21 protein-coding genes are annotated in these 23,905 nt (G+C 45.2%); 11 read left to right on the top strand and 10 right to left on the bottom strand.

The window, feature by feature from the left end; translation table 11 throughout:
- Nucleotides 1-134: 134 nt before the first annotated feature.
- From KO533_RS05120 to KO533_RS05110, 3 genes are all read right to left on the bottom strand, one after another.
- Nucleotides 135-1,052, bottom strand: a complete 918-nt coding sequence (locus tag KO533_RS05120; protein WP_219253147.1) for a redoxin family protein — start codon at nt 1,050-1,052, stop codon at nt 135-137.
- Between the two features lie 221 nt (nt 1,053-1,273).
- Entirely contained in the window at nt 1,274-2,323 is a 1,050-nt protein-coding gene (locus KO533_RS05115; protein ID WP_219253145.1) for a nitronate monooxygenase, read from the bottom strand.
- 34 nt (nt 2,324-2,357) lie between these two features.
- Entirely contained in the window at nt 2,358-2,753 is a 396-nt protein-coding gene (locus KO533_RS05110) for a VOC family protein (RefSeq protein WP_219253143.1), read from the bottom strand.
- A gap of 332 nt (nt 2,754-3,085) precedes the next feature.
- Between KO533_RS05110 and torT the strand changes: the two genes are divergently transcribed.
- The gene (gene torT / locus KO533_RS05105) at nt 3,086-4,159 is read left to right on the top strand and encodes a TMAO reductase system periplasmic protein TorT (RefSeq protein WP_219253141.1); all 1,074 of its coding nucleotides are present in this window, start codon (nt 3,086-3,088) and stop codon (nt 4,157-4,159) included.
- Between the two features lie 6 nt (nt 4,160-4,165).
- Here the strand turns inward: torT and ubiA are convergent, their stop codons facing one another.
- Together ubiA and uvrD are read right to left on the bottom strand one after the other, a co-directional pair.
- Nucleotides 4,166-5,026 (bottom strand): 4-hydroxybenzoate octaprenyltransferase, encoded by an 861-nt coding sequence (gene ubiA, locus KO533_RS05100; protein ID WP_168827752.1) that lies wholly within the window; start codon nt 5,024-5,026, stop codon nt 4,166-4,168.
- Nucleotides 5,027-5,164: 138 nt separating this feature from the next.
- Nucleotides 5,165-7,333, bottom strand: a complete 2,169-nt coding sequence (gene uvrD, locus KO533_RS05095) for a DNA helicase II (RefSeq protein WP_219253140.1) — start codon at nt 7,331-7,333, stop codon at nt 5,165-5,167.
- A gap of 615 nt (nt 7,334-7,948) precedes the next feature.
- On the opposite strand from uvrD, the gene KO533_RS05090 reads away from it, so the two are divergent.
- Nucleotides 7,949-8,716, top strand: a complete 768-nt coding sequence (locus KO533_RS05090; RefSeq protein ID WP_219253139.1) for a hypothetical protein — start codon at nt 7,949-7,951, stop codon at nt 8,714-8,716.
- A 684-nt stretch (nt 8,717-9,400) separates the two neighbouring features.
- Nucleotides 9,401-10,600 (top strand): SAM-dependent methyltransferase, encoded by a 1,200-nt coding sequence (locus KO533_RS05085; RefSeq protein ID WP_219253138.1) that lies wholly within the window; start codon nt 9,401-9,403, stop codon nt 10,598-10,600.
- A 25-nt stretch (nt 10,601-10,625) separates the two neighbouring features.
- Here the strand turns inward: KO533_RS05085 and KO533_RS05080 are convergent, their stop codons facing one another.
- The 4 genes from KO533_RS05080 to KO533_RS05065 form a co-directional block, all read right to left on the bottom strand.
- Nucleotides 10,626-11,072 (bottom strand): NUDIX domain-containing protein, encoded by a 447-nt coding sequence (locus KO533_RS05080; RefSeq protein WP_105250367.1) that lies wholly within the window; start codon nt 11,070-11,072, stop codon nt 10,626-10,628.
- 51 nt (nt 11,073-11,123) lie between these two features.
- On the bottom strand, nt 11,124-12,002 hold the full coding sequence (locus KO533_RS05075; protein ID WP_219253137.1) for a neutral zinc metallopeptidase: 879 nt from the start codon (nt 12,000-12,002) through the stop codon (nt 11,124-11,126).
- Between the two features lie 115 nt (nt 12,003-12,117).
- Nucleotides 12,118-12,543 (bottom strand): hypothetical protein, encoded by a 426-nt coding sequence (locus tag KO533_RS05070; protein WP_006084327.1) that lies wholly within the window; start codon nt 12,541-12,543, stop codon nt 12,118-12,120.
- Between the two features lie 11 nt (nt 12,544-12,554).
- A complete protein-coding gene (locus KO533_RS05065; RefSeq protein WP_105250369.1) occupies nt 12,555-12,794 on the bottom strand; it encodes a hypothetical protein in 240 nt (79 codons plus the stop codon).
- 260 nt (nt 12,795-13,054) lie between these two features.
- Between KO533_RS05065 and KO533_RS05060 the strand changes: the two genes are divergently transcribed.
- From KO533_RS05060 to KO533_RS05045, 5 genes are all read left to right on the top strand, one after another.
- Nucleotides 13,055-14,548: a helicase HerA-like domain-containing protein gene (locus tag KO533_RS05060; protein WP_219253136.1), complete on the top strand. Its 1,494-nt coding sequence runs from the start codon at nt 13,055-13,057 to the stop codon at nt 14,546-14,548.
- 365 nt (nt 14,549-14,913) lie between these two features.
- Nucleotides 14,914-15,036 carry a hypothetical protein gene (locus KO533_RS22745; RefSeq protein WP_105250371.1) on the top strand — a complete coding sequence of 41 codons (123 nt, stop codon included), beginning with the start codon at nt 14,914-14,916 and terminating at the stop codon, nt 15,034-15,036.
- A 279-nt stretch (nt 15,037-15,315) separates the two neighbouring features.
- On the top strand, nt 15,316-16,272 hold the full coding sequence (locus KO533_RS05055) for a TAXI family TRAP transporter solute-binding subunit (protein ID WP_105250372.1): 957 nt from the start codon (nt 15,316-15,318) through the stop codon (nt 16,270-16,272).
- A 108-nt stretch (nt 16,273-16,380) separates the two neighbouring features.
- Nucleotides 16,381-18,414 (top strand): TRAP transporter permease, encoded by a 2,034-nt coding sequence (locus KO533_RS05050; protein WP_219253135.1) that lies wholly within the window; start codon nt 16,381-16,383, stop codon nt 18,412-18,414.
- A 45-nt stretch (nt 18,415-18,459) separates the two neighbouring features.
- Nucleotides 18,460-18,864 carry a DUF1850 domain-containing protein gene (locus tag KO533_RS05045; protein ID WP_219253134.1) on the top strand — a complete coding sequence of 135 codons (405 nt, stop codon included), beginning with the start codon at nt 18,460-18,462 and terminating at the stop codon, nt 18,862-18,864.
- On the opposite strand, the gene KO533_RS05040 is transcribed toward KO533_RS05045, so the two are convergent.
- Complete coding sequence (locus KO533_RS05040; protein WP_219234794.1) at nt 18,861-19,580, bottom strand: FadR/GntR family transcriptional regulator; 720 nt, start codon at nt 19,578-19,580, stop codon at nt 18,861-18,863. The genes KO533_RS05045 and KO533_RS05040 overlap by 4 nt on opposite strands.
- A 282-nt stretch (nt 19,581-19,862) precedes the next feature.
- On the opposite strand from KO533_RS05040, the gene KO533_RS05035 reads away from it, so the two are divergent.
- The 3 genes from KO533_RS05035 (at nt 19,863) to KO533_RS05025 (ending at nt 23,848) form a co-directional block, all read left to right on the top strand.
- Nucleotides 19,863-21,101: an OprD family outer membrane porin gene (locus KO533_RS05035; RefSeq protein ID WP_212599580.1), complete on the top strand. Its 1,239-nt coding sequence runs from the start codon at nt 19,863-19,865 to the stop codon at nt 21,099-21,101.
- A 653-nt stretch (nt 21,102-21,754) separates the two neighbouring features.
- Nucleotides 21,755-23,434: an FAD-binding protein gene (locus KO533_RS05030; protein ID WP_219253133.1), complete on the top strand. Its 1,680-nt coding sequence runs from the start codon at nt 21,755-21,757 to the stop codon at nt 23,432-23,434.
- A gap of 69 nt (nt 23,435-23,503) precedes the next feature.
- On the top strand, nt 23,504-23,848 hold the full coding sequence (locus KO533_RS05025) for a cytochrome c3 family protein (RefSeq protein ID WP_105250378.1): 345 nt from the start codon (nt 23,504-23,506) through the stop codon (nt 23,846-23,848).
- Nucleotides 23,849-23,905: the final 57 nt, after the last annotated feature.

Raw genomic sequence — 23,905 nt, 5'->3', positions numbered from 1 at the left:
TACGAATCAGTTTATTGCGCAGTGCTTCCCATGGGCAATGACTTTAACACCGAATATTGAGCTGTGTATCTATTCAATCTTTGAAGACAAAAGGCCTTTAGATATCTATCAAAGGCCTAACATTTGGAATGAGCTTATTGAGCCGAAAGCTGCTCAACTACTTTCTCTGGCTGGCTAAAATCGGAAATACGCTGAATAACTTTACCATCCTTAACCCACAGTAAAGTAGGAATATTGCGGATTTTAAAATGATTAAATAACACACCTAATTCATCGATACTAAAATCGACTTGAGTTTGATAAAGCTGCTTAAAATCTTCGAGCGCTTTATTGTCTGTCCACAAGTGATTGACCACACCGTGCCACGATTTATTAGGCACTTTTTGCGCGAGATTATTTAAACCTTTTTGAACGGCAATACACTCTTTAGACATTTCTGGGCGGCTATCAGCTAAATACCAATCACACCATGTTGCGGTGAAAAAAAGTAAATGCTCACCTTGTTCCCAAGGTTTCAGTAACTTAGCTGTTTGTTCAGCACTGGGTGCCTCCGTTATCTGTGCAGTCAACTCTTGGCCATTCGCCAACATATCGATAAATTTATCTAAATTGGCATCAGACTCATGGCTAGTGTAAACCACATCACCAGCACGATTGATTAATACACTATAGGGTGTACCGACCAAACCTAAAGCCACACCTAACTCCCCTTCATTATCCAACCACACGGGCATAGTGAGCCCGAAACGCGCGATAACGTCAGCAATCTTAGGTTGCTCTTCATTAATATTGATGTTCACCGCGACGATATTAATCTTGTCCTGATATTTCTTCTGCAGGGCTTCAAAATGCGGCATTTGCTCCATACAAGGTTGGCACCAGGTTGCCCAAAACTTTAGGTATATCGGCTTGTCACCCGCAACACTGGCTAAAGTCACTTGCTGCTGATCTGGATAGGTTTTAAGTGCGATATCTTGATAGATTTTATTGCCCGCAAACGTAGCAAAACTCATAACGGCAAGGCACATAACAATGATTTTACGTAACAACATATTGTTTTCCTTAAATCTATAGATCACTCGCACCCACGACTATAGGGCTAGTGATTTGCAGCCATTTGTACAGAAAAAACATAATTTAAAAGAAGCGGCAGTCTCACCAACAACCAACCTTTAAACGACGAGTATAAACTAACAAGCCGCTAATTTAGCCATATTAAATGTAAGCCTTGATGAGCATACCAATGAGTATTAATAACCTATCCAACAATATCTTAGACCATCAAACCTAACGCCAATTGCCTCGTCAGCTCTGCGGCGGGAATAGCCTGACAGCCGGTTGCATTTTGGCCGCACCAAAGTGGGCTAAAATCACCAAATCCTTGTTGTTCAGCGGCGCTTCGCAATACTGCGACGGCGCTTGAGGCGAGCGGAAAATCCGGTGCGGCATTATTGATGGGGCCAAGCTCTGCCATAAAACGATTCATAATTCCACGGGCGGGTCGACCAGTGAATAAGTTAGTCAGAGCCGTATGCTGTGCTGCCTCACTTTGCAGGGCGGCACGGTGAATATCACTGGTGGTGCATTCGGGACAGAGTAAGTATGCCGTCCCCACTTGCACCGCCGAAGCGCCCATCGCCATGGCAGCGCGCACTGTCTTTGCATCGACTATGCCACCCGCTGCAATAACAGGAATATCAACGGCGGCAATGATTTGCGGCAATAGACTAAAAGTGCCTAACTGCTCGGTTAAATCATCGGATAAAAAATGCCCCCTGTGACCTCCGGCCTCTAAACCCTGCGCAATAATGGCATCCGCGCCACGCGCTTCTAGCCATAGGGCTTCTTCTACAGTTGTCGCTGTCGAAATGATTTTTGAACCCCAAGACTTTATCTCCAGCAACAAATCTTCATTCGGTAAGCCAAAATGAAAACTCACCACCTCAGGTTTAAATTTAGCTAACACTTCAGCCTGGGTGCTGGTATATGGCGCGCGTTGTGCCCCCACGGTTTGGCTATCAGAATTGACACCCAACTCAGAAAAATAAGGCGCGAGTTGATTAAGCCATGCGGCTTGTTTCGCTGCTTGCGGTTCAGGTTCGTGATGACAAAAGAAGTTTACATTGATGGGCTTAGTCGTCTGGGTGCGAATATGTGTCAAGGCGGTATCTAAGGCTTCGAGGGATAACATGGCGCAGGGCAAAGATCCCAACGCACCCGCTTGCGATACAGCTATCGCTAAGGCACTGCCCTGAACACCCGCCATCGGCGCTTGAATAATCGGTAATTCGATTCCAAATAATCGGGTTAACTTGCACGGCATACATCACCTCCTTTGACTTGTTATCACTTGATGCTCAATCCTGATATGGCCCCGCGGCTAAACGCTGGGAGATCCACCACAGATTGCCCACGGGATCCCGCACTCCACCTTGGCGATCGCCATAGGGCATATTCGCCACTTCCATAACTAATTCACCCGCAGCGGAGAGTGCCTGAGATACCGTTTTATCGGCATTTTCCACATATAAATAATAGGATGCGGGCATAGGCGGAAAAGCTTCACTCGCCTCACTCAACATAAATAAACAGTCGCCGATTTGCATCTGTGCATTAGCTATTTTGCCATCAGCCCGACGGGAAATATGTAGCGCTTTAGCATCAAAGGCTTGCTGTAAAAAAACCACTAAACTATCGGCATCAGCGATCATCATATACGGGCTAACCCGTGCAAATCCTGACGGAATAAACATAACGATTCCTTGTTACCTAAGCATGAAATTGATCATAAAAAACCACTATAAGCCAATGACTATAGACTAAGCACTATGGCAAAAACCAGCTGTGGCAATTAAGCCTTAAGCGTGAAATGTAAACTTAAGCATTCAGTAAACAAGTCAAAGCGTAAAGCCTGCTAATGTAAGACGACCCTACAATTTCAACCACTCTGCAGCCCATCATAAAAGTGCCATAACACTTCATGACACTGGTTATTAAGAATAAATCAGCTTTATTTAGCATCGACTTAGCAACTATGGATCATTCATCTATGCTTAATCTATTGTTAACTTAACATGATGATCCTATGCACTTTACTGCATTCTTCGCTCACTCCCTCAGGATTTGCCTCACCTTAATCCTCTATAGTTTCGCCTTTGCAGTGCAGGCAACTTGGTATCCCGCCGATGTGATTGCTGATGGCAAAAAAACGGCATACACACCACTCACTCAAGCCAATAAACCATGGCGGATCTGCGCCTTACTTCCCCATGGTAAAGACCAATATTGGTGGGGTGTCGCCTTTGGGTTATCACAGGAAGCCGAACGCCAAGGTGTAACTCTCGGCATTTATGATGCTGGAGGATATGACAATATTGAGCAACAAAAACAACAACTCTATGATTGCCAAGTTCTCAAAGCTCAAGCCTATATTATTGCTGCAAATACGGCTGACGGACTGATTGCGGATATCGAACAACTCTCTGCTGTGGGCATTCCTGTTATTGATTTAGTGAATGGTATCGCGACCGACAAACTCACGAGTCGTTCCTTAGTCAGCTTTGAAGATATGTCTGCGGCGGCGATTGAGTATATTGCATCGCAGCAACGAGACCCTGTCGATAAAGCGCCTGCGAAACTTAAAGTTGCTTGGTTTCCAGGACCTAAGGACGCCTCTTGGGTTATGGCGGCGGAACAAGGATTTAGGCGGGCGGCAGCCAAACAAGAGTTCGACACAATTGAAGGAGGGTTTGGCACTACGGAGTTATTTATTCAAGCTGATTTAGTGCGAAAAGTGCTTACTAAACAAAGTGTAGATTATGTGATCGCCAATGCAGTTGCCGCCACTTTCGCGGCGCGCTATTTAGACGGGCGTAGGAATAAAACGGGAAAGGTCATCGCGTTCTACTCGAATGCACAGACCATAGAATTAGTGCAGAAAAAACAGTTACTCGCGACGGTCAGCGACTCACCAGTATTGCAGGCTCGGATTGCCATCGATCTGGCGGTGCGCGCACTCGAAGGTGCGCCTTATCCCCACAGAGTGAGCCCAGTTATCAAGGTTATCTCCCAAGACAACATCCACCAGATTGATTTAGAACAAATATTAGCGCCACAGAATCAGTGGATGATCCATCAGGATCTTCCACAACAAAAATGATGCTCACTAAACTAAATAATCGGCGCCCAGCCCAACAAATAATGCGAGTCCCGCCCAATTGTTATTGAGGAAGGCTTTAAAACAAGGGGCTCGTTCGCGATCAAAGATCAGCATTTGCTGGTAAGTACTAAAGCCGACAAAAGTCAGTAAACCTAGGCCATAGAGTAAACCACGATCGGCGCTCCAACCGGCGGCGATAAAACAAGCCAGCGCAGCAAGCTGAAATAAACCTATGATTTGGCGGTCATATTTACCGAACAAAATTGCAGTGGATTTAATGCCCACCTTTAAATCATCATCCCTATCGACCATGGCATACATGGTATCGTAGGCGACAGTCCAAAACCAATTGGCCGCAAATAACCACCAAGCCTCGATGGGTACTTCACCCGTCTGCGCGGCGTAAGCCATAGGGATAGACCAACTCCACACCACGCCTAGAAACATCTGCGGCATATTGGTGATGCGTTTAGTGAAGGGATAAATGATAGTGAGGATAATACCAACAACGGATAATTTAACCACTAATCCATTGAGTAATAAGACTAAACCAAAAGCAGATAAACCTAAAACGACGAACAGTATCAAGGCTTCTTTCGTGCTGATTTCGCCACTGGCCAGCGGCCGAGATTTAGTGCGTTCCACAAAAGAGTCGAGATCGCGGTCGGCATAGTCGTTAATAATGCAGCCACAGGCACGCATGATCACCACGCCAATAATAAAGATGATCAATACCTTAAGATCGGGCATACCACCCGCCGCTAACATCAGCGCCATCAAGCATGGCCACATCAGCAATAGCGTACCTATGGGACGGTCGATTCGAGTAAGACGGGAATACACATCCCACTTCTGCTTTAAATTCATTAACTAGGTACTCCCAATACCCTCAAGTTTCCACTCGGTTTCAGGATTAGCATCATATACCCATGCTTCTCCCGATGCGAATTTACGCCCTAAAAGCGTGTCATAAAAAGCTGACATTCATCGCGTTCAGGGCAGGTATTAAAGCGCCTCTAACCGAGCGTAAGCCACCACTAACCACTTGCTGCCAAAGTCAGTAAAGCTCACTTGTACTCGCCCTTGGGCACCGCTGCCCTCAAAGTTGGTCACTTTACCTTCACCAAATTTAGGGTGATTGACTCTTTGGCCGACGTTAAAACCGGTATCGTTTGTCGCAGCCGATTTTGGGGCGCTAAAACGATTATTCGCCATCGGCGTTGAAACCTGCGCCTTGAGGCGGATTTCATCCACATATTGCGGCGGGATCTCTTTGATAAAACGCGACGGCCGAGCGTAATCTTCGCGGCCATAAATGCGCCGCGATTCCGCATAGGTTATGTAGAGTTTTTCCATGGCGCGGGTCATGCCCACATAGCAGAGACGGCGTTCTTCATCGAGTCTATCGCCCTCTTCGAGCGCCATTTTACTCGGGAAGATCCCTTCTTCGACACCCGCCATGAACACCATAGTGAACTCTAGCCCTTTGGCAGAATGCAGCGTCATTAGCTGCACCGCATCGGTAAAGGCATCGGCTTGGCCTTCGCCCGCTTCGAGCGCCGCGTGGGATAGGAAACCGTTAAGTTCGCCCATGTCCTCCAGCTCTTCTGGCATTTCGAAGGTACGCGCCGCCGTGACAAGTTCTTCTAAGTTTTCGATTCTAGCGTGGGCTTTTTCACCCTTTTCGGCTTCATACATGGCCTTAAGGCCCGACGCTTGGATCACTGTATCGGCCATGCGATACAGCACCATATCTTGGGTGTCTTCACGCAGTGTCATGATTAAGTCCATGAAACCACGCACAGAATTTGCTGCGCGACCCGCAAGCACTTTCTCGTCGAGCAAACGCACACTCGCCTGCCACAGGGTTAACTCATGCTGGCGCGCCGTGGAGCGCAAAATATCCAAAGTGCGATCGCCAATGCCACGGGGTGGCGTATTCACCACGCGCTCAAAAGCCGCATCGTCGTCTTTGTTATTAATCAGCCGTAGGTAACCCATGGCGTCTTTAATTTCTTGGCGTTCGAAGAAGCGTAAACCGCCGTAAATGCGATAGGCTAAGCCTTTGTGTAACAAGGCTTCTTCCAATACCCGCGACTGAGCGTTAGAACGATATAAAATCGCACAATCACTGAGGTTGCCGCCCTTTTCGTGCCAATCATTAATTCGACCGACGATAAAGCGCGCCTCGTCCATTTCATTAAAGGCGCAATAGAGCGAAATCGGATCGCCATCGGCTTCATCCGTCCATAACTCTTTGCCCATACGCTCTGGGTTGTTGGCGATTAAGGCGTTGGACGCTTTAAGAATATTGCCCTTAGAACGATAGTTTTGCTCGAGGCGAATCGTGGTCGCCGTCGGGAAATCTTTTAAGAATCTATGTAGATTTTCAACCTGAGCACCACGCCAGCCGTAAATCGATTGGTCGTCATCACCCACTATCATCACATTGGCAGTTTGACCGGCAAGCACGCGGATCCACGCATATTGGATCGCATTGGTATCTTGGAACTCGTCCACCAAAATATGCTTGAATCTGTCTTGATAATGGGCCAATAAGTGCGGTTTATTGAGCCATAACTCATGGGCACGTAATAGGATTTCGGCAAAATCGACTAAACCAGCGCGGTCACAAGACTCTTGGTAAACCTGATAGATTTTTAGCAGATTCTGCTCAAGCGGAAAACCGCCCGCATCGATATGCTTAGGGCGTAATCCTTGGTCTTTTTTACCATTGATATAACCCTGAGCTTGGCGTGGAGGATATTGTTTCTCATCCAAATTTAGGCTTTTTAGAATACGTTTGATCAAACGCACTTGATCATCAGAATCGAGAATTTGGAAGCTTTGCGGTAAACCCGCATCTTGGAAGTGAGTGCGTAACAAGCGATGCGCCAAGCCGTGGAACGTGCCAATCCACATGCGGCCCATATTTGTGCCTGCGACTTTTTCAACTCGCTCGCGCATCTCAGCAGCAGCTTTATTGGTAAACGTCACCGCAAGAATCGAGTAAGGACTCTGCTGTTCAACCTGCATCAACCACGCAATGCGGTGGGTCAACACCCGAGTTTTACCACTGCCCGCGCCCGCCAACACTAACATGCTAGATTGCGGTGCCGCGACAGCCTCGCGCTGCTTGTCATTCAGGCCGTCTAGTAAAGAAGATACGTCCATTCTCGCCTCCAAAAAATCGAGGAGGCATTATAACAGAAGAAAACCCGCCTGCGCGTTTGATCCACAATACAAGAGCCACTAGACGAATGACAAGTTGCCGCATCTTGCTTTGCGCTTGTGTTGTAATGACGACATTGATTAAGCACTATCCAGCTTTTAGGTAACAGCGCCCATTAGATCTTTGTTTAGGGTAGGTATTAAAGAAGGGTAAGGCTGTATTAATTATTCTTAAAGAGGGTGTTCATCATTCTGTTTCAGCGATTAAGCACTGTCATTCCAGTGACACGCCATTAACTCATCCCTGAGGGCTCGACGACGGCATCCATGCCGTCAACGGTCACTTCCATGACAGTGCTTAATCTTGCCAACCCCTACAGTAATCTGAACCCCTTCTTACAAGCATGCACTCTGCAAATTTAAAGATGGGTAGCTCGTTAATTGCCCTTGAATGCTAACAGAAAGTTCATTATGTTCTTGTTTTATCTTGGGTGGCCTGATTTATTCTGACCAATAAGCCCTGAGTAACACTAATTTATGATATAACTCGTTGAATTATTTGATTAGCACTCATAATTGAATAACACCTAATCGACAAAAATTCCAACAGAGACATTCATGACAAATGCATTCCCATTAATCGTTGAGTTACCAAAAATTATTTCTACAGTAGGATGGAATTGGGAAACTTTCAGTCCACACGATCAAGATTTAAAAGAGTTTTGGATTGGAACTGATTTAAATGGAAATCGCTGGCTTACAAAGCTTAGAGGCTCTTTCTATGCTTACCGAGAAATCGTTTTTGCTCGCATAGCTCAATCAATGGGAATATCCTGCCAGTCCTCCACATATATGGTTCTAGACTCTGAAAGCGCAACCCTTCTTGGTGGGCAAGCTGGTGATGTACATAGTGCTCATTGGTTTATAGAGGAACATTCGATTGAACCATGTAGTGATAGCTGCCCTTATCATCAATTGATGGTAGCCCCAATATGTACCATAGAGGATTTATATCTCATTAATATCCCGAATATTTTAGATTGGCCTAAGAGCGAATTTCTCGCGTACCTCTTAGGTGCCAATGAAATATCTGACAGGTTATTCACAAAAAACCATGAATTAGTAATCATCGATTCTGAACAAATGTTTTCAACAAATCACCATGATTTTAACACTCTAAATTGGTGGTTCAATCATGATAACACTCCATCTTCAACTGGGAAAAATATGGTTAAAGAAATTTGCGCTAAGTTCGCATCTTTAGATATCACTGATGTAAAAAAAGCGCTAACCGTTCCAGCAGGAATAACCATTCCAAAACATAAACTTAAGCGTGTTTCATTAATTATATGGAATAGCTATGAGTATGCAAAGAAGTACTCATAAAGTTTATCAAGACACCCATTGTTAAATTTAAATCACCGTTAAGTTGATCTTTAGTTAGGTACCCGTTAACGGGTACTCTTCGGGGATGTGGCAACGGCCAAGTCCAACAAGCGTTTTATATCCAGCAAACAGCACGAGTTTATCAAGACACCCATTGTTAAATTTTGCTACGTAATAGAGTGAAACAGGGCATCCACAACTCTTCAATGCTTTAAGTGGCCAACAGACAACTCAAAAATCGACGGAATACGCATCCCCTCGGAGTTGCCGCAGGGCGAAATGACAAATTGCGTGAGTCTCGCCATGGATGGCGAGCTAGCTTTCGCAGGTGCAGGGACGCATCCTTCGGAAGCGATAGCAAATTTGGCAATGAGCACAAGGGGCTTTCAACTCCGTTGGGGGCGTCATGGAGCATCCAAGGAGGATAGGACGAGCAGTCCTCCTTGGTCGGGTGTGGGGTGAAGCCCCACGACGTTGACTTTGACTTTGATTAAATAATTCAAACAAGAGTTGGGACAAAATCCCGCTTGCCAAAAACCTACACAAGATTACGAATTTCAACAGATAGATCAGCAGCGAAGCTCTGCCCCAAACCCCTTTCTCGATGAGAATAACTTTAGGTAGCGGCGGATCGCGGTTAGAATACTCACCCTGTTTTTCTTGGTTACTTTTTCGGAAACAATCATGTCCCATTCAGCGCTTAATTCTTTTGATGATTTTTACCAGCTTTTAGCTGACAGCTTGGCGAAGAATAGTCTGATCAAACTATTGTTGAGTAAGTACCGAGGGGCAGATAAAAGCCTGCAGCGCATTACGATTCGGCCGATTAGTTTGCAAAATGAGCCTATGCTGTCGTTTGTGTATCAACATCAGACGAATCACATCACTAAAAACCTGAGTTATGACGAAGGCTTAGCCAGCATAAAACTGTTACTCGGTAGCGATTTTAAGAGTGCCCACTTAGCCACGGCGCAGGCAGAAGTTCAGCTTGAGATCAGCAAAAAAGGCAAAGTCCAAATCAGCACACATAACGTTAAACAAACCGTCGCAGCGCCGTTAGAACATGACCGTGAGAAAAAGCGTTTTGTGGGTATCGAACGGCCTTTCCTGACCAAGCTAGGTGTGACGGACAGCCAACATAATCTTATCCCTGCGATGTCGCGTAAATGGAAGCAAATCAATAAATTTATTGAGGTTTTCAGCCAAGCACTCGAAGCCTCACCCCACAAGAATGACCAACCGATCAATGTGGTCGATTTTGGTTCAGGTAAAGGTTATCTCACCTTTGCAATCCATGATTACCTGCGCCACAGCCTTCACAACGATGCGCAAGTGACTGGGGTGGAATTACGCAAAGCCTTGGCCGATTTATGTAATGAAACAGCGGCAACGCTGGATCATCAAGGATTGTCGTTTGTCTGCGGCGATGTGAGAACCCACGCACCTAAACAAACCGATGTGATGATCGCGCTCCACGCCTGCGATATCGCCACTGACTATGCGATTCATTATGGTATTCGCGCCAATGCCGACATCATCATGTGTTCGCCTTGCTGCCATAAACAAATTCGCCCACAGATGCACAGCCCAGAATTGTTCAAACCTATGCTGCAATATGGGGTGCACATGGGCCAACAGGCTGAAATGGTGACGGATTCATTACGTGCGCTATTTTTGGAAGCCAACGGTTATGCGACTAAGGTGTTTGAATTTATCAGCCTAGAACATACCAATAAAAATAAGATGATTTTGGCCGTTAAAAAGCCACAACACAATCAGAAAGACAGCGCCGCAATCCTCGCGCAAATAGCTGACATTAAAGCCTATTACGGGATCAAGGAACACTGCTTAGAAACCTTACTCGCGCAAACCCAAGCCGATTAACGGCCAGCGGTTTGCCAGTAAAGCATTAAAACTTTGCGCTCATGACAACCCCGTTGAAATTAAGGCAATCTTTAATTCTTTGCTGCTGAACTGCGCTAAGGGTGTCGATATCGTGGAAGGCAAACTCTGAATGTTCGTGGCTTAATTGGATTGGCAGAGACTCGTCTTCTGCCACATTTTTTGCCACATCAGGCCCATCAGGCAATAGCAGTTCACAACGAAAAATAAAGGCTTGGGATTGATAGGCGCTGTGATAATACACGCCGCTCAAATAGTTAACCCGCACACTTAACCCCAATTCCTCTTGGCATTCGCGCACCAAGGCCTCGTGAATCGTTTCACCGGGCTCGAGTGCGCCACCGGGCAAACCCCAAGCAAAATTACCATAATTGGCCTTAAGCAACAGTACTTGTCCCTGCGCATTAGTGATAACCGCGTGGCTGCTCAATCTAAAGGTATCGTTAAAGGCCACTCAATTATCCTTGCATTTCTGTTCGGTACGTATTTGAGATATCACACAAAATCACTTCGCCGCAAAGGTATTACAACTGGCGAGATTACCCGAATCAAACCCTGTCTTAAACCATTTCACCCGCTGCGCCGAACTGCCGTGGGTAAAAGCATCAGGCTGTACGGCGCGACCCGCCATCTTTTGCAGACGATCGTCACCCACAGCACTGGCGGCGGCAATACCTTCCGCTAAATCGCCCGCTTCAAGTAAGTTAAGTTGTTGATTGACATAATGCCCCCAAATCCCTGCGTAGCAATCCGCCTGCAATTCAAGTGCGACACTCAATTGATTTACTTGCACTTTACTGCCAGATTGCTGGGCTTGGCGCACCTTAGCGCTAGTGCCCAGCAGGTTTTGCACATGGTGGCCTACCTCGTGGGTAATCACATAGGCAAAGGCAAAATCACCGGGCGCGCCTAAGGTTTTAAGCTCATCAAGAAAGCTAAGATCGATATACACCTTGCTATCGGCGGAGCAATAGAAAGGCCCAGACTGCGCCTGTCCCATACCGCAGCCAGTGGAGGTCATATTGCGATAAAGCACTAACTTAGGCTCTCGATATTGCCCCTTGAGCAACTGGCCCCAAACGGTTTCTGTGGTGCCTAAAATGGCCGCCACAAACTGGGCATTTTCATCCTGTACCGCTGTTGTTGAACTAGATTGAGCTTGGCTAAGATGAGATTGAGTATTTGGGTCGAGTGACAGACCACCGGTAAAATACTGAAAAGCAATATAAATGCCGCCGATGAGCAACACCACGCGGCCAAGTTTAGTTCTCAGCAAAAAGGGCAAGAACCTGAGTAACAAGGCACTCGGCACACCCGCAGATGCCATTTGCTGGCCGCGTCTGTCTTCGATATTGGAGCTTCTGTCAGTGTCACGCCAGCGCATCGCATTCCTTCACTCTGTAGTTAAAACTTTCATTAAACCGCTATTAAAGTCGCTTAGATGCACAACTCTGATTTCGTATTTGCACTCTAGCGCCTAGTGCTTAAGAGCCTAGTGATTATTTCGCTTGTGTATCGCTTGTGGGCGCGTCTTTCAGTGAACGTAAAAACAATCCTAAACCACCAAAGGCCAAAACGAGGATCACGATAAGTTCAAAGGCCGACATAGATTTAAAGTGGAATTGAATCGAGCTGATAACCCCTACAATCAAGGCCGTTAGCGAACCTAAACTCAGCAGCCAAGCTAACTTACTCTTAGCGTCAAAAAACACCATCACAATGCCGATAATAAACGGTAGCATCACCATGCCAGTGGTGATCGACATGCCTTGCCCAAAGGCATTCACTCGATATAAGCCATAGCCCAGTCCAAAACTAGAGCTCACCTGTATTGCATTGAACAATAAATAAAATCCGCCACACATCATGGCAAGACCCATAAAAAATTGTCCCGTCCCGCCCTGTGTTCCGCCCGCACCTTTCATAGATATCCTTTCTAAATTAACGATTTTTGAGTGGCTTGTTCTATGGCCGTTTTCAGCCGTTGTTTTTCTTCCGCTGCTTTTGCCTTTTGGTACTCGTCGAGATTTTTATCCGCCTCGGCAACACAGCGCTGTTTATCTCGCATGGGCTCATAGGGATCGACATCAGTTCTGGCAGAACACTCTAATTCGGCGCAAGCAGATGTCAGCACAGTAAAGAACAAGAGCAGCATAATCAAAGGGAATTTCACCATCAAGCACGCCTCAGTGAATGACCCAAATAACACACCTCATTCATAGGTAACGCCCATATTGCCAATCACACATTTTTGCTAAGTGATATCAAGCTTATTCAGGCCCCATGTTGACATAAATTACGCTAAGGCCAACACTCAATGATGAATTTTTATACGCATGAACGACGACACTAAAGTGGATTAAATACACAGTGGCTAAAATAAGGATGCTGCAACGATTCCAATATAAGCCCTACCGTTAACATTAAGGAATGCCTTTGAATACGCTATTAATAGGAAAAGGTGAACAACAGGTTCACTTAAATCTTAAGTATGCCAATCGCCATGGGTTAATTGCCGGTGCCACAGGGACAGGCAAAACCGTGTCGCTGATGAGTATTGCCGAAGGTTTTTCACGCCAAGGCGTGCCAGTTTTTATCACAGACGTTAAAGGCGATATCTCGGGTCTAGCTATGGCCGGCACTCCAAGTGAAAAGCTATTACAAAGGGCAACTCAAATTGGCATTGAGGATTATCACAACGAAGCCAACCCTGTGGTGTTATGGGATTTAGCGGGCGTTCAAGGCCACCCGCTGCGTACCACCATCAGCGAAATGGGCCCAACCTTACTCGGCCGAATTTTAGAATTGAATGACACCCAGAGCGGTATTTTAGACATAGTCTTTCAGCTAGCGGACGACCAAGGGTTATTACTGCTCGACTTAGATGATCTGCGGGCCATGCTGGCCTTAGTTGCCGAGGAACGCAAAGAAATCTCCGCCAAATATGGTTTAATCAGCGCCCAATCCCTCGCAGCGATTCAACGCTCGGTACTAGGATTAGAGCGCGATGGTGGCAAAGACTTTTTTGGTGAACCCGCGTTACAGCTTGAAGATTTAATGCGCACTAATTTGCAAGGACGCGGCATTATCCATTTATTAGCAGCAAACAAACTGATTTTAACACCCCGTTTATATTCAAGTTTTTTACTCTGGCTACTCTCAGAATTATTTGAGAATCTGCCCGAAGTCGGCGATCCCGAAAAACCTAAGCTAGTGTTTTTTATCGATGAGGCGCATTTACTCTTTGAGGGTTGCCCACCGAGTCTATTAAAACGCGTCGAACAGATCATGCGCCTAATTCGCTCAAAAGGCGTAGGCGTTTATTTTTGCTCGCAATTTCCTGATGATGTCCCAAGCGAAATTCTCGGACAATTAGGTAATCGTATTCAACATGCCCTGCGAGCTTACACGCCAAGGGATCAAAAGGCCGTTAAAACCGCCGCCGAAACCTTTGTGCCTAACCCCAAACTGGTTGTTAGCGACGTCATATCCCAGCTCGCTGTAGGTGAAGCCTTAGTGTCTATGTTAGCCGACAAAGGCGTGCCAACTATGGTCGAGCGCGCGCTCATCGCACCGCCACGTTGCCGCATGGGACCCGCCACAAGTGAGGAGTTACAACAAGTCCGTGTCCAAAGCCCGATTGGAGGTAAATACGATCAGTTAATCAACCGCGAATCGGCCTACGAACGCCTTAACCAAAGACGAGTTGGTAACGCCACCAACACCACATCCACAGCAAGTGATGCTCAAACGGGCCAAAAAGCCGAAGAACAAGGTTGGTTCAGTGAACTCATTTTTGGCAATAAGCGCCGCCAAGGGTTAGCTGAAACCTTGTCAAAACAAGCGGCACGCACGGTTGGCAGCCAATTAGGTAAACAAATTTTGCGCGGTATATTAGGTGGCATGTTAGGTAAATCGAGCCGACGTTAGGCATATGGTACTTAGTTAAGCCTCCAATTAGGGCCCACTAAAACCACAAACAATGACGAAAATAGAGGTACTGTGTCCTTGTTCGCATATTTCTTATACAGGTTAACGCTAGCATTAGCATTAATTATTCTAAGTGATAGATGGATCATGGTACGGAATTCGGTGATAAGATTATTTTGCTGTAATCGCTCATTGAGGCAAATAAATTCACAGATAATTATCAATGATTTTAGATATTTGTAATTTAAAATGTTGTAATTCGAGATAAAAATTTCGCTTCAATCAGGACGTCATGGAATAGGTTCAATTAAGTACGGCTTACATGATTAGCCTGATGAATAACCAAAGAGTACATGGAGTTTTATATGAGTAAAGAGCAAAAAAACCGTAAAGAATCGAAGAAACAACCGCTGATGTCTCCTAAAGAGAAAAGAGCAGCAAAACATGCGAAAAACGCAACTAAAGGTTTCTTAGATAACACTAAATAGTGTCTTGTTATTAGGAGGTTTGTCCTCTAATAACACAAATAGGGTTAACTTAGGTTAGCCCTTTTTATTGCCCGCTTCATTGAACCAACCAAGTTTTACCTCACAATACAACCTTGCTCAAAACAGTCCCAGATCTCAGTTTTGTGATACAAAAGTAGCAGCTATCGACTATAGCCTAATTGACCTTTTCCAGGTTTTATGTAGTTATATTGAGCTGATTACGGTATTTACCGCTCGAAAGACCCTACATAACACTATAAAAAATAAGGATATTTCATAATGAAAATCAAAAAACGTTTTGTCGCCGTCGGCGCAGCAGTGACTCTCACACTCAGTGCTGCCGCTATGGCTGCTGCCCCCGCCTTTATCAACATTCTCACAGGCGGCACCAGTGGTGTGTATTACCCTATTGGCGTTGCGCTGTCGCAACTCTACGGCACAGGAATCGAAGGTTCTAAAACCTCAGTTCAAGCAACTAAAGCCTCAGTAGAAAACCTCAATTTATTGCAAGCGGGTCGTGGTGAATTAGCGTTCGCTTTAGGTGATTCAGTCGCAGCAGCATATCAAGGTGATATTGATGCAGGCTTTAAAACGCCGCTGGATAAAATCCGAGTACTTGCCTCGGCTTATCCTAACTACATTCAAATCGTCGCCAATAAAGAGTCTGGTATTAAAACCTTGGCCGATTTAAAGGGAAAACGTATCTCAGTGGGTGCCCCTAAATCAGGGACAGAACTCAATGCCAGATCGATTTTCAAGGCTGCGGGACTAAGTTACGAAGACATGGGGAAAGTCGAGTTTTTACCCTATGCCGAATCCGTTGAGCTAATCAAAAATCGTCAATTAGACGCCACTTTACAATCTTCCGGTCTCGGCATGGCTGCTATCCGTGACTTAGCTGCGACTATGGCAATCAACTTTGTTGAAATTCCAGAAGATGTGATCGCTAAGATTAACAATCCCGCCTATCAACATGGCGTGATCCCAGCATCCACCTATGAAGGCCAAACCACCGACGTTTCTACCGTCGCCATTCAAAATTTACTGGTGACTCAAAGCGGTGTATCGGATGATTTAGCCTATCAGATGACAAAACTCATGTTCGAGCACTTAGACCGACTCGGTAACGCGCACTCCGCCGCGAAGACCATCAGCGTAGATAAAGCGACGAAAAATCTGCCAATACCACTGCATCCAGGTGCAGAACGTTATTACAAAGAAGTTGGTGCACTCTAAGTTTTACTGATATCTGTGCATCCTATTCCAAACTAAGCAATTGAGATGCCGTTAAATAACGGCATCTCGTTTATATCATCTCTGTAGTCTAATGCTGTGAGGCATAATATGAGTGATCCCCAACAAGGTCTCAGCGCAAATACTGGCGATTGGCCCAAGGCTCTATTTTATACAGCCCTAATTTTTTCTATTTTTCAAATCATCACTGCCGCTTTTCATCCCGTCTCGACTCAAGTACTGCGTGCCACCCATGTGGGCTTTTTACTGTTAGTGGTTTTTTTAAGTTATCCCGCTAGAGGAAAATCTCAGCCTTGGCAGCCACTCGCTTGGCTACTCGGTCTAGCTGGCATGGCCACAGCGGCTTATCAGTGGTATTTCGAAGCCGACTTAATTCAACGTTCAGGCGATCTGACCTATGCGGATATAGTGATAGGTATCACTTTGATCGTATTAGTGTTTGAAGCAGCGCGCCGAGTCATGGGCTGGGCGCTACCTATTATCTGTAGCATCTTTTTGATGTATGGCTTATTTGGCCAATATTTACCCGGTGACTTAATGCACCGCGGCTATGGATTCGATCAGATCATCAATCAATTAGCCTTCGGTACCGAAGGGCTATACGGCACACCAACCTATGTGTCGGCGACGTATATATTCCTGTTTATTCTCTTCGGTTCCTTTTTAGAACAAGCCGGAATGATCCGTTTATTTACCGACTTTGCCATGGGATTATTTGGCCACAAGCTCGGCGGTCCTGCAAAAGTTGCAGTAGTGTCATCGGCATTGATGGGGACGATTACAGGATCAGGTGTTGCCAACGTGGTCACAACGGGCCAATTTACCATTCCACTCATGAAACGATTCGGTTATCGCCCAGCCTTCGCCGGCGGGGTAGAGGCGACATCGAGTATGGGCAGCCAAATCATGCCGCCGATCATGGGCGCGGTGGCCTTTATTATGGCCGAAACCATTAACGTCCCCTTTATCGAGATAGCCAAAGCGGCATTGATCCCTGCGCTACTTTATTTCTGCTCCGTATTTTGGATGGTGCATTTAGAAGCCAAACGCGCCAATCTCTGTGGCCTGCCTAAAGATCAGTGCCCTAATCCATGGGCGGCAATTAAAGAGCGTTGGTATCTCCTTATCCCCTTGTTTATTTTAGTCTACTTGCTGTTTTCGGGTAGAACGCCGCTGTTCTCAGGCATGGTGGGACTCGCCCTCACATCGATAGTAATTTTAGGCTCAGCCATAGTACTGCGGCTTTCCTCAATGGCAATGCGCATTGCATTTTGGATTGCCCTTGGCATCCTTTGCGCTGGCTTCTTCCAACTCGGGATCGGGGTCGTATTTGGGGTTATCGCCTTATTAGTCGCCATTTGTTGGTTTATTAAAGGTGGCAGAGATACTCTCACCATCTGCTTGCATGCACTGGTAGAAGGCGCCCGTCATGCAGTGCCTGTGGGTATCGCCTGCGCTTTAGTCGGTGTGATTATCGGCATAGTGTCACTGACAGGAATTGCCTCGACCTTCGCGAGCTACATTCTCGCCGTTGGCCAAGATAACTTGTTCTTATCACTCGTGTTAACTATGGTCACTTGCCTAGTACTCGGCATGGGGATCCCCACAATCCCTAACTACATTATTACTAGCTCGATTGCCGCTCCCGCATTACTCGACCTAGGTGTTCCACTGATTGTGTCGCATATGTTTGTATTTTATTTCGGCATCATGGCCGATCTCACGCCTCCCGTTGCCTTAGCCTGTTTTGCCGCAGCACCAATCGCTAAGGAATCAGGCCTTAAGATCAGCCTTTGGGCAATCCGTATCGCCATTGCAGGTTTTGTGATCCCCTTTATGGCGGTTTACGATCCCGCTTTGATGCTTCAAGGTGATAGCTGGTTAGCCACTGGGTTTGTCTTGCTAAAAGCGACTGTGGGTATTGGTATTTGGGGCGTCATCTTTACCGGATATCTATTACAAAAACTCTACTGGTGGGAACGCGTTATCGGCTTCCTTGCAGGTGCTAGCTTAATTCTTGCTACGCCGTTGAGTGATGAAATTGGCTTTGGGCTCGCGCTGCTATTTATCGTGCAACACAGCTGGCGAGCACGCAAACTTAAACGTCTCGCAGAGCAAGGATAAGCTCTTGAGATTATTGGTCGTTAATCAGTCTTTGAAGGTAAACAGATGCTAGGCCTGTGTTTAGGCCTAGCTGGCACACTGTGGGCCCAAGTGCCCACAGACAACTTCACCTTGGCATGGAACCATAGCATAGAAAAAATTCGCTGGGAGGAAGACTATAACGTCACCCCACAAGGATTAGTGTTGGTCGAAGCAAGAGTGAAAGGTACGGGTGCAGGAATGGAAATCCCAGATGATGCCTATCTTAAAAATGGCAGCTGGCATTATCAGCCCAAGCAGCCCATTTTACCTGTGTTGCGCTTAGGTCGCACGCCCGAAGCAGGGGATTTTGAACTTTGCTTCACTCAAATCTCAGGAAAAGTGCAATGCCAAGCCATGAGTCATTGGATTGGCGTACCCAACAAACAAACAGCCGCGGTTGAACTTTGGGGTTGCGGCTCTTTGCCTTAAGCGTGTTTATCCATATATTTACGCTCAATTTCTATTAGGCGCTGATTAAAATCCTCAAGGTGTGCAAACATTTCAGCCTCAGCTTTCGCCCCATCTTTTGCGATAACCGCTTCGACAATGACATCATGCAAGCCTAAAGGATGAATTTCATCAGTCGGTGGCTGAAACTTAGTCGTTTGATTACTTAATAAAACCAACAAGGATTTTACGATCGCTTCTAAAAAGCGATTTCCAGACATTTCAGCGAGCAAATAATGTACTTGAGATCGCAATATGACAGTTTCGGGATAAGCCAATGAGTCACTTTCATGACTATTCGCCTCTTGCAAAGCTTTAGCTTGCTCTGGAGTGCAATTTTTAGCAGCCATTCTAGCCACTTGCGGTTCAATCAGCATGCGTGCTTGACACAGTTCAGGAAGGGAAAGTTTCCCCATTAGAAATAAATCTTGGCAAGCATCACTTAAACGTTCAAAGGTTAAGTGCTTAACAAATGCGCCACCTGTTGCACCTTGGCGAATCTCCACTAATCCACCCGCTTCGAGGCTTTTGATCGCCTCTCTCACCACAGTGCGACTAACTTGAAATAATTCTATTAATTCGCGCTCAGAGGGTAATTTATCGCCAGCCTTATATTCGCCATCTAAAATAGCATTTTTCAGTTGCTGCCCGACTTCACTCGATGCTCTTATCTGCTTAATTGGCTTGAAGATATGCACTTGATTATCCCAAATATGCTTAGTGTCGCCATACTAGCATAAAACCGCATTAACGCAGAAAAAGTACTCTCATCTTTCCTACATTAGTGATTAAAAAACATTCACATTTGTTGATCCAAGTAACATCTGTGCGAATTTCGTAACTAGTTTCTCATATTCATCCTAACTTCGTTGTCGACATTAGTCATACGTCATACATTTAACCTAAGAATGTTAAACATAATTTCTTTAACTAGCTCAGACAATTCTGATCAGGGCTTACTAATAATAGGGAAGATGATGATGATGAAAAAATCTTATTTATCTTTGCTTGTGCTATCTACGCTAGCGATTCCTGCTACAGCAGATACCAGCATTGATCAAATGTTTAGCCAAGGTACGTTAAAAGGGGAATTACGCTTATTCGATTTTACCCGTGACTTTGATAATACGACGAACACTAAACACGATACGTCATTTGGCGGACTGTTTTATTACAATACCGCAAAAGTGAATGGCCTCAGTTTTGGGACCAGCTTCGCATCTGCAAATCCCATTTGGACCAATGATTCAGATGATGTCTACGGCCTAGTTGCTCGCGATGCCGCTGGCGACCATGACAACGTCAACCGTTTACAGGAGTATTTTGTCCAAGGTAATTGGTGGGATACTCAATTCAAATTAGGTGCACAAGAACTGCGCACACCAATGATGAATCCCCATGACATTCGTGCGATCCCACGAACTTTTCGCGGCTTTTCAGCAGAAAATAAGAGTGTTGATAATCTAACGTTATCAGCACTCTATATTACAGATTCCATGGGGTGGTCTGACAATAGCTTCGTATCCGTAAAAGAGGCGGTACAAAGCGAATTAGCAAGAGCGGGTATTGTGGCAGATGTTGCCGATAACCCAGTTTATGCCCTAGGTGCTAAATATCAATTGCCCTTTAAGACAGTCCAAACTGAAGCCCATCTTTGGCACTACAGCATGGAAGATGTTTTCAATCAAACCTATGCCAAAGTGAAATTAGCCGCTGATGTTGGTCCAACGAATTTGTACTTAACACCTTCCTATTTAACTCAACAGGCAATAGGTGAAGAAACCGGCGGCCCACTCGATACCTATCAATATGGCTTCCATCTAGGCGCCAAATTGGCGGGGGCAGATCTCACTTATATGTACGCCAAAACCGGGGATGACACAGTGCTGACCCCATGGGGCGATGAAAAAGTGGTCATTCAACAGGTATATCAATCTGCACGGGCGAATGAAGAGGTCAACGCGTTAAAGCTGGCCTATGACTTTGAAAAATTAGGGGCGAGTGGATTAGAAGCCTATGCCTTCTATGGGCAGTACGATGTGCCAGAGGGGACTGCGTCAGATTTTAATGAAACAAACTTTTCAATCGCCTATAAATTTTCAGGCATGTTATCGGGCCTAGGTCTTAAGGCGCGTTATGCCATGGTCGATTTTGATCAAGCTGAAGATCTTGACGATCTGCGTTTATATGTCACTTATAAATTTGCCTTAGGTAAATAGTTCATCCGTTTTAGCTCCCCTGCACCAAAACTTATATGGGTGTATCAGCCTTGTTCGATACACCCGGTTTTTACACCGCAAAATTCTCATCTCCATTTAAACGTTGCGGTGAATGCGTTGACTTAATTATTGAGATCAAAAATGGAAAAAATAATTTCTTAATTATTCCAGCCATGGCTATTTCATGTGTCTTATTTAGCGGATGCAGAAATAACGATGACTCTAACGCCTCATTACCACAATTAACTCCCGCAAACCTGGAACACTAAATATATGTAGTGAAATAGCTTAACAACACATATTTTATTTTGATCACTGTATTTAAGAAAATTATCTTCATCAAAAAATTCACTGCATTATTTAATAAAGAAAGTTCTACATTAGCTTGTTTCAAAAAGAATAATCATATTAACAGCTCAAAACTCCAGCATTTTGTGAAGCACTGCAAAGATGTAATTAATACCTCTTTTGGTTTATTGTCATATGTCATACATTTAAACGTATGTTGTTAATGAATGAGAATTTAATCACTTTCACACAACTGCACTTCTAGTTTTTAAAGCAAACAAATCACATGCGGTTATGGCCAGATCCATTGTCGTTGCTAACGATGTCATATCGACCTTAGCAATGAGGACCCAAGGAGTATCAAAATGAGTAAAGAGCATTCACAGAAACCGAAAGAAATCGATCAATACACTGCTAGCGTCCTGCAAAATGGTATATCTCGAAGAAGTTTCCTAACTCGAGCTGCAGTGGGAAGTGGTGGCTTAGCCTTTGCAAGTCTTGGTATTGCTTCAGCGAGTGCGGCACCACTTCAAGTTGGCACTGAATATGGCGAAATTGGCGGCGCAACGCTCAATTTTCTACCTAAGCCAAAACCTATTGCTGATAAAGATATTGCAACAACCCAAACCTTTGATGTCGTCGTCGTCGGTGCTGGAGCTTCTGGTGTGCCTGCGGCTCTATCAGCCAGAGAAAGTGGTGCAACCGTTGCGTGTTTACAAAAGCAAGCCATCCCTGTCTCTCAAGGAAACACTGGTTCAGGGATTGACCTGAAAAACAGTGATAAATCAGCAATTGAAGCTTTAGTTAGCCGTTTAATGGCGGATAACGCGCACCGTTCACATCCCGGTCTTCTTAAGCAATGGGCTTACAATTCAGGTGAAGCTGTCACTTGGGTTATCGATAGAGTGAAACAAGGTGGCGGCCAGATTGTTGACCAAGGTACCAAAGTGCAGCACGGTATTCGCGGAATTGCTGATACTGATGACCGTTTAAATTTTATCACTTCTTTCTGCGGCCCTAAACCCTACACCACGGGTGATGCTATGCGCGCATTAGCTAAAACAGCGGAAAAAGCAGGCGTTAAGTTTTTCTTTAATACTCCTGCACAACAATTAATCCAAGATGAGTCAGGAAAAGTCATCGGCGTCATTGCTCAAACTCGTGATGGTAAGTACCACAAATACATGGCGAAGAAAGGTGTCATTCTGTCCTCTGGCGACTATCAAAATAACAAAGCCATGTGTGACTTCTTCATCCCCGAACTGAAAAACTTTGAACGTAAACAAATGGATCGTACCGGTGACGGTTTTGCTATGGCCTATTGGGCTGGCGGCGTTATTGAACCTGTTGGACATACCAAAATGTTGCACGACTTCGATGCCGGCCCGGCTTCCATGTGTGACATGCCATTCTTAGCGGTAAACCGTAAAGGTGAGCGCTTTGTGAATGAGAAGGTTGAGATGTCTCTAATGAATAACTACTTGAAAGATGAGCAGAATGCGGGGCATTACTCACAAGTATTTGATTCTGACTATATGACGCAAGCGAAGGATTGGCCTGGCCACCTCTATTCTCCTGAAGAGCTTAAAGTTTATATGCCTGAAGTTCCTGGTGAGAAAACAGGAGTATTTCCCTCTTTGATCAACACCCATTCAGCTAACACATTAGAAGAATTGGCTGTGAAGTTAGAGTGCGATCCAAAAACCTTTGTTGCCAGCGTTAACCGTTATAACGAGCTGTGCAAAAAAGGTAAAGATGAGGACTTCGGTAAACCTAGAAGCAAAATGGTACCAGTGCTCAAACCACCGTTTTACGGTATTCACCGTCGTATGCGTATTTCTACTTTATGTTCAGGAATTCTCGTTAACGACAACCACCAAGTACTTGATGCCGATGGTAAGGAAATTCCAGGTTTATTCATTGTTGGTAACCTAGGAGCAGGTTTCTACGGTGGCGTTGACTACCCATTAACGGTATTTGGCTTGTCTTTAGGTCGCTGCTACACCTTCGGCTATTTAGCTGGCAAATATGTAGCAAAGCTATAGAACACATAGTCATCAATAATGGATGCCTCACATTTTGGCATCCTGTGAAATGAATAATGGGATCAAACAATGAAAAACTTAACAATTATATTGGCTATTATTTTGGGTATTTTCGCTGGCAGCGCGTTCGCTAAAGAGAGTACTTTACTCGATCAAACTCATATGGCGAAAGGCCTTAAATGTGCAAGCTGCCATGGTGCAGAAGAACGACAAGCAGTCCCTATGCTCAAGTGTGTACAATGCCACAACACTAAGAAATTAGCGGAAAAAACGGCGGATGTAAAACCAACCAATCCCCATAAAAATCGCCACTTCGACACCGAAACTGATTGCAGTAAGTGCCACCATGTACACAAAAAATCTGAAAACTATTGTGTCAGTTGCCATCAACCATTTAATTTTGTAACTCCATAAGCTGATGGCACTACGCTTAAAAAGCTAAAAAACAAAAAACCACCATTAAAGGTGGTT

The organism is Shewanella sp. NKUCC05_KAH, from assembly GCF_019345585.1.
Taxonomy (GTDB): Bacteria; Pseudomonadota; Gammaproteobacteria; order Enterobacterales; family Shewanellaceae; genus Shewanella; species Shewanella oncorhynchi.
The sequence above is the reverse complement of the archived record's forward strand: the minus strand, read 5'-3'. Positions and strand labels throughout refer to the sequence as shown.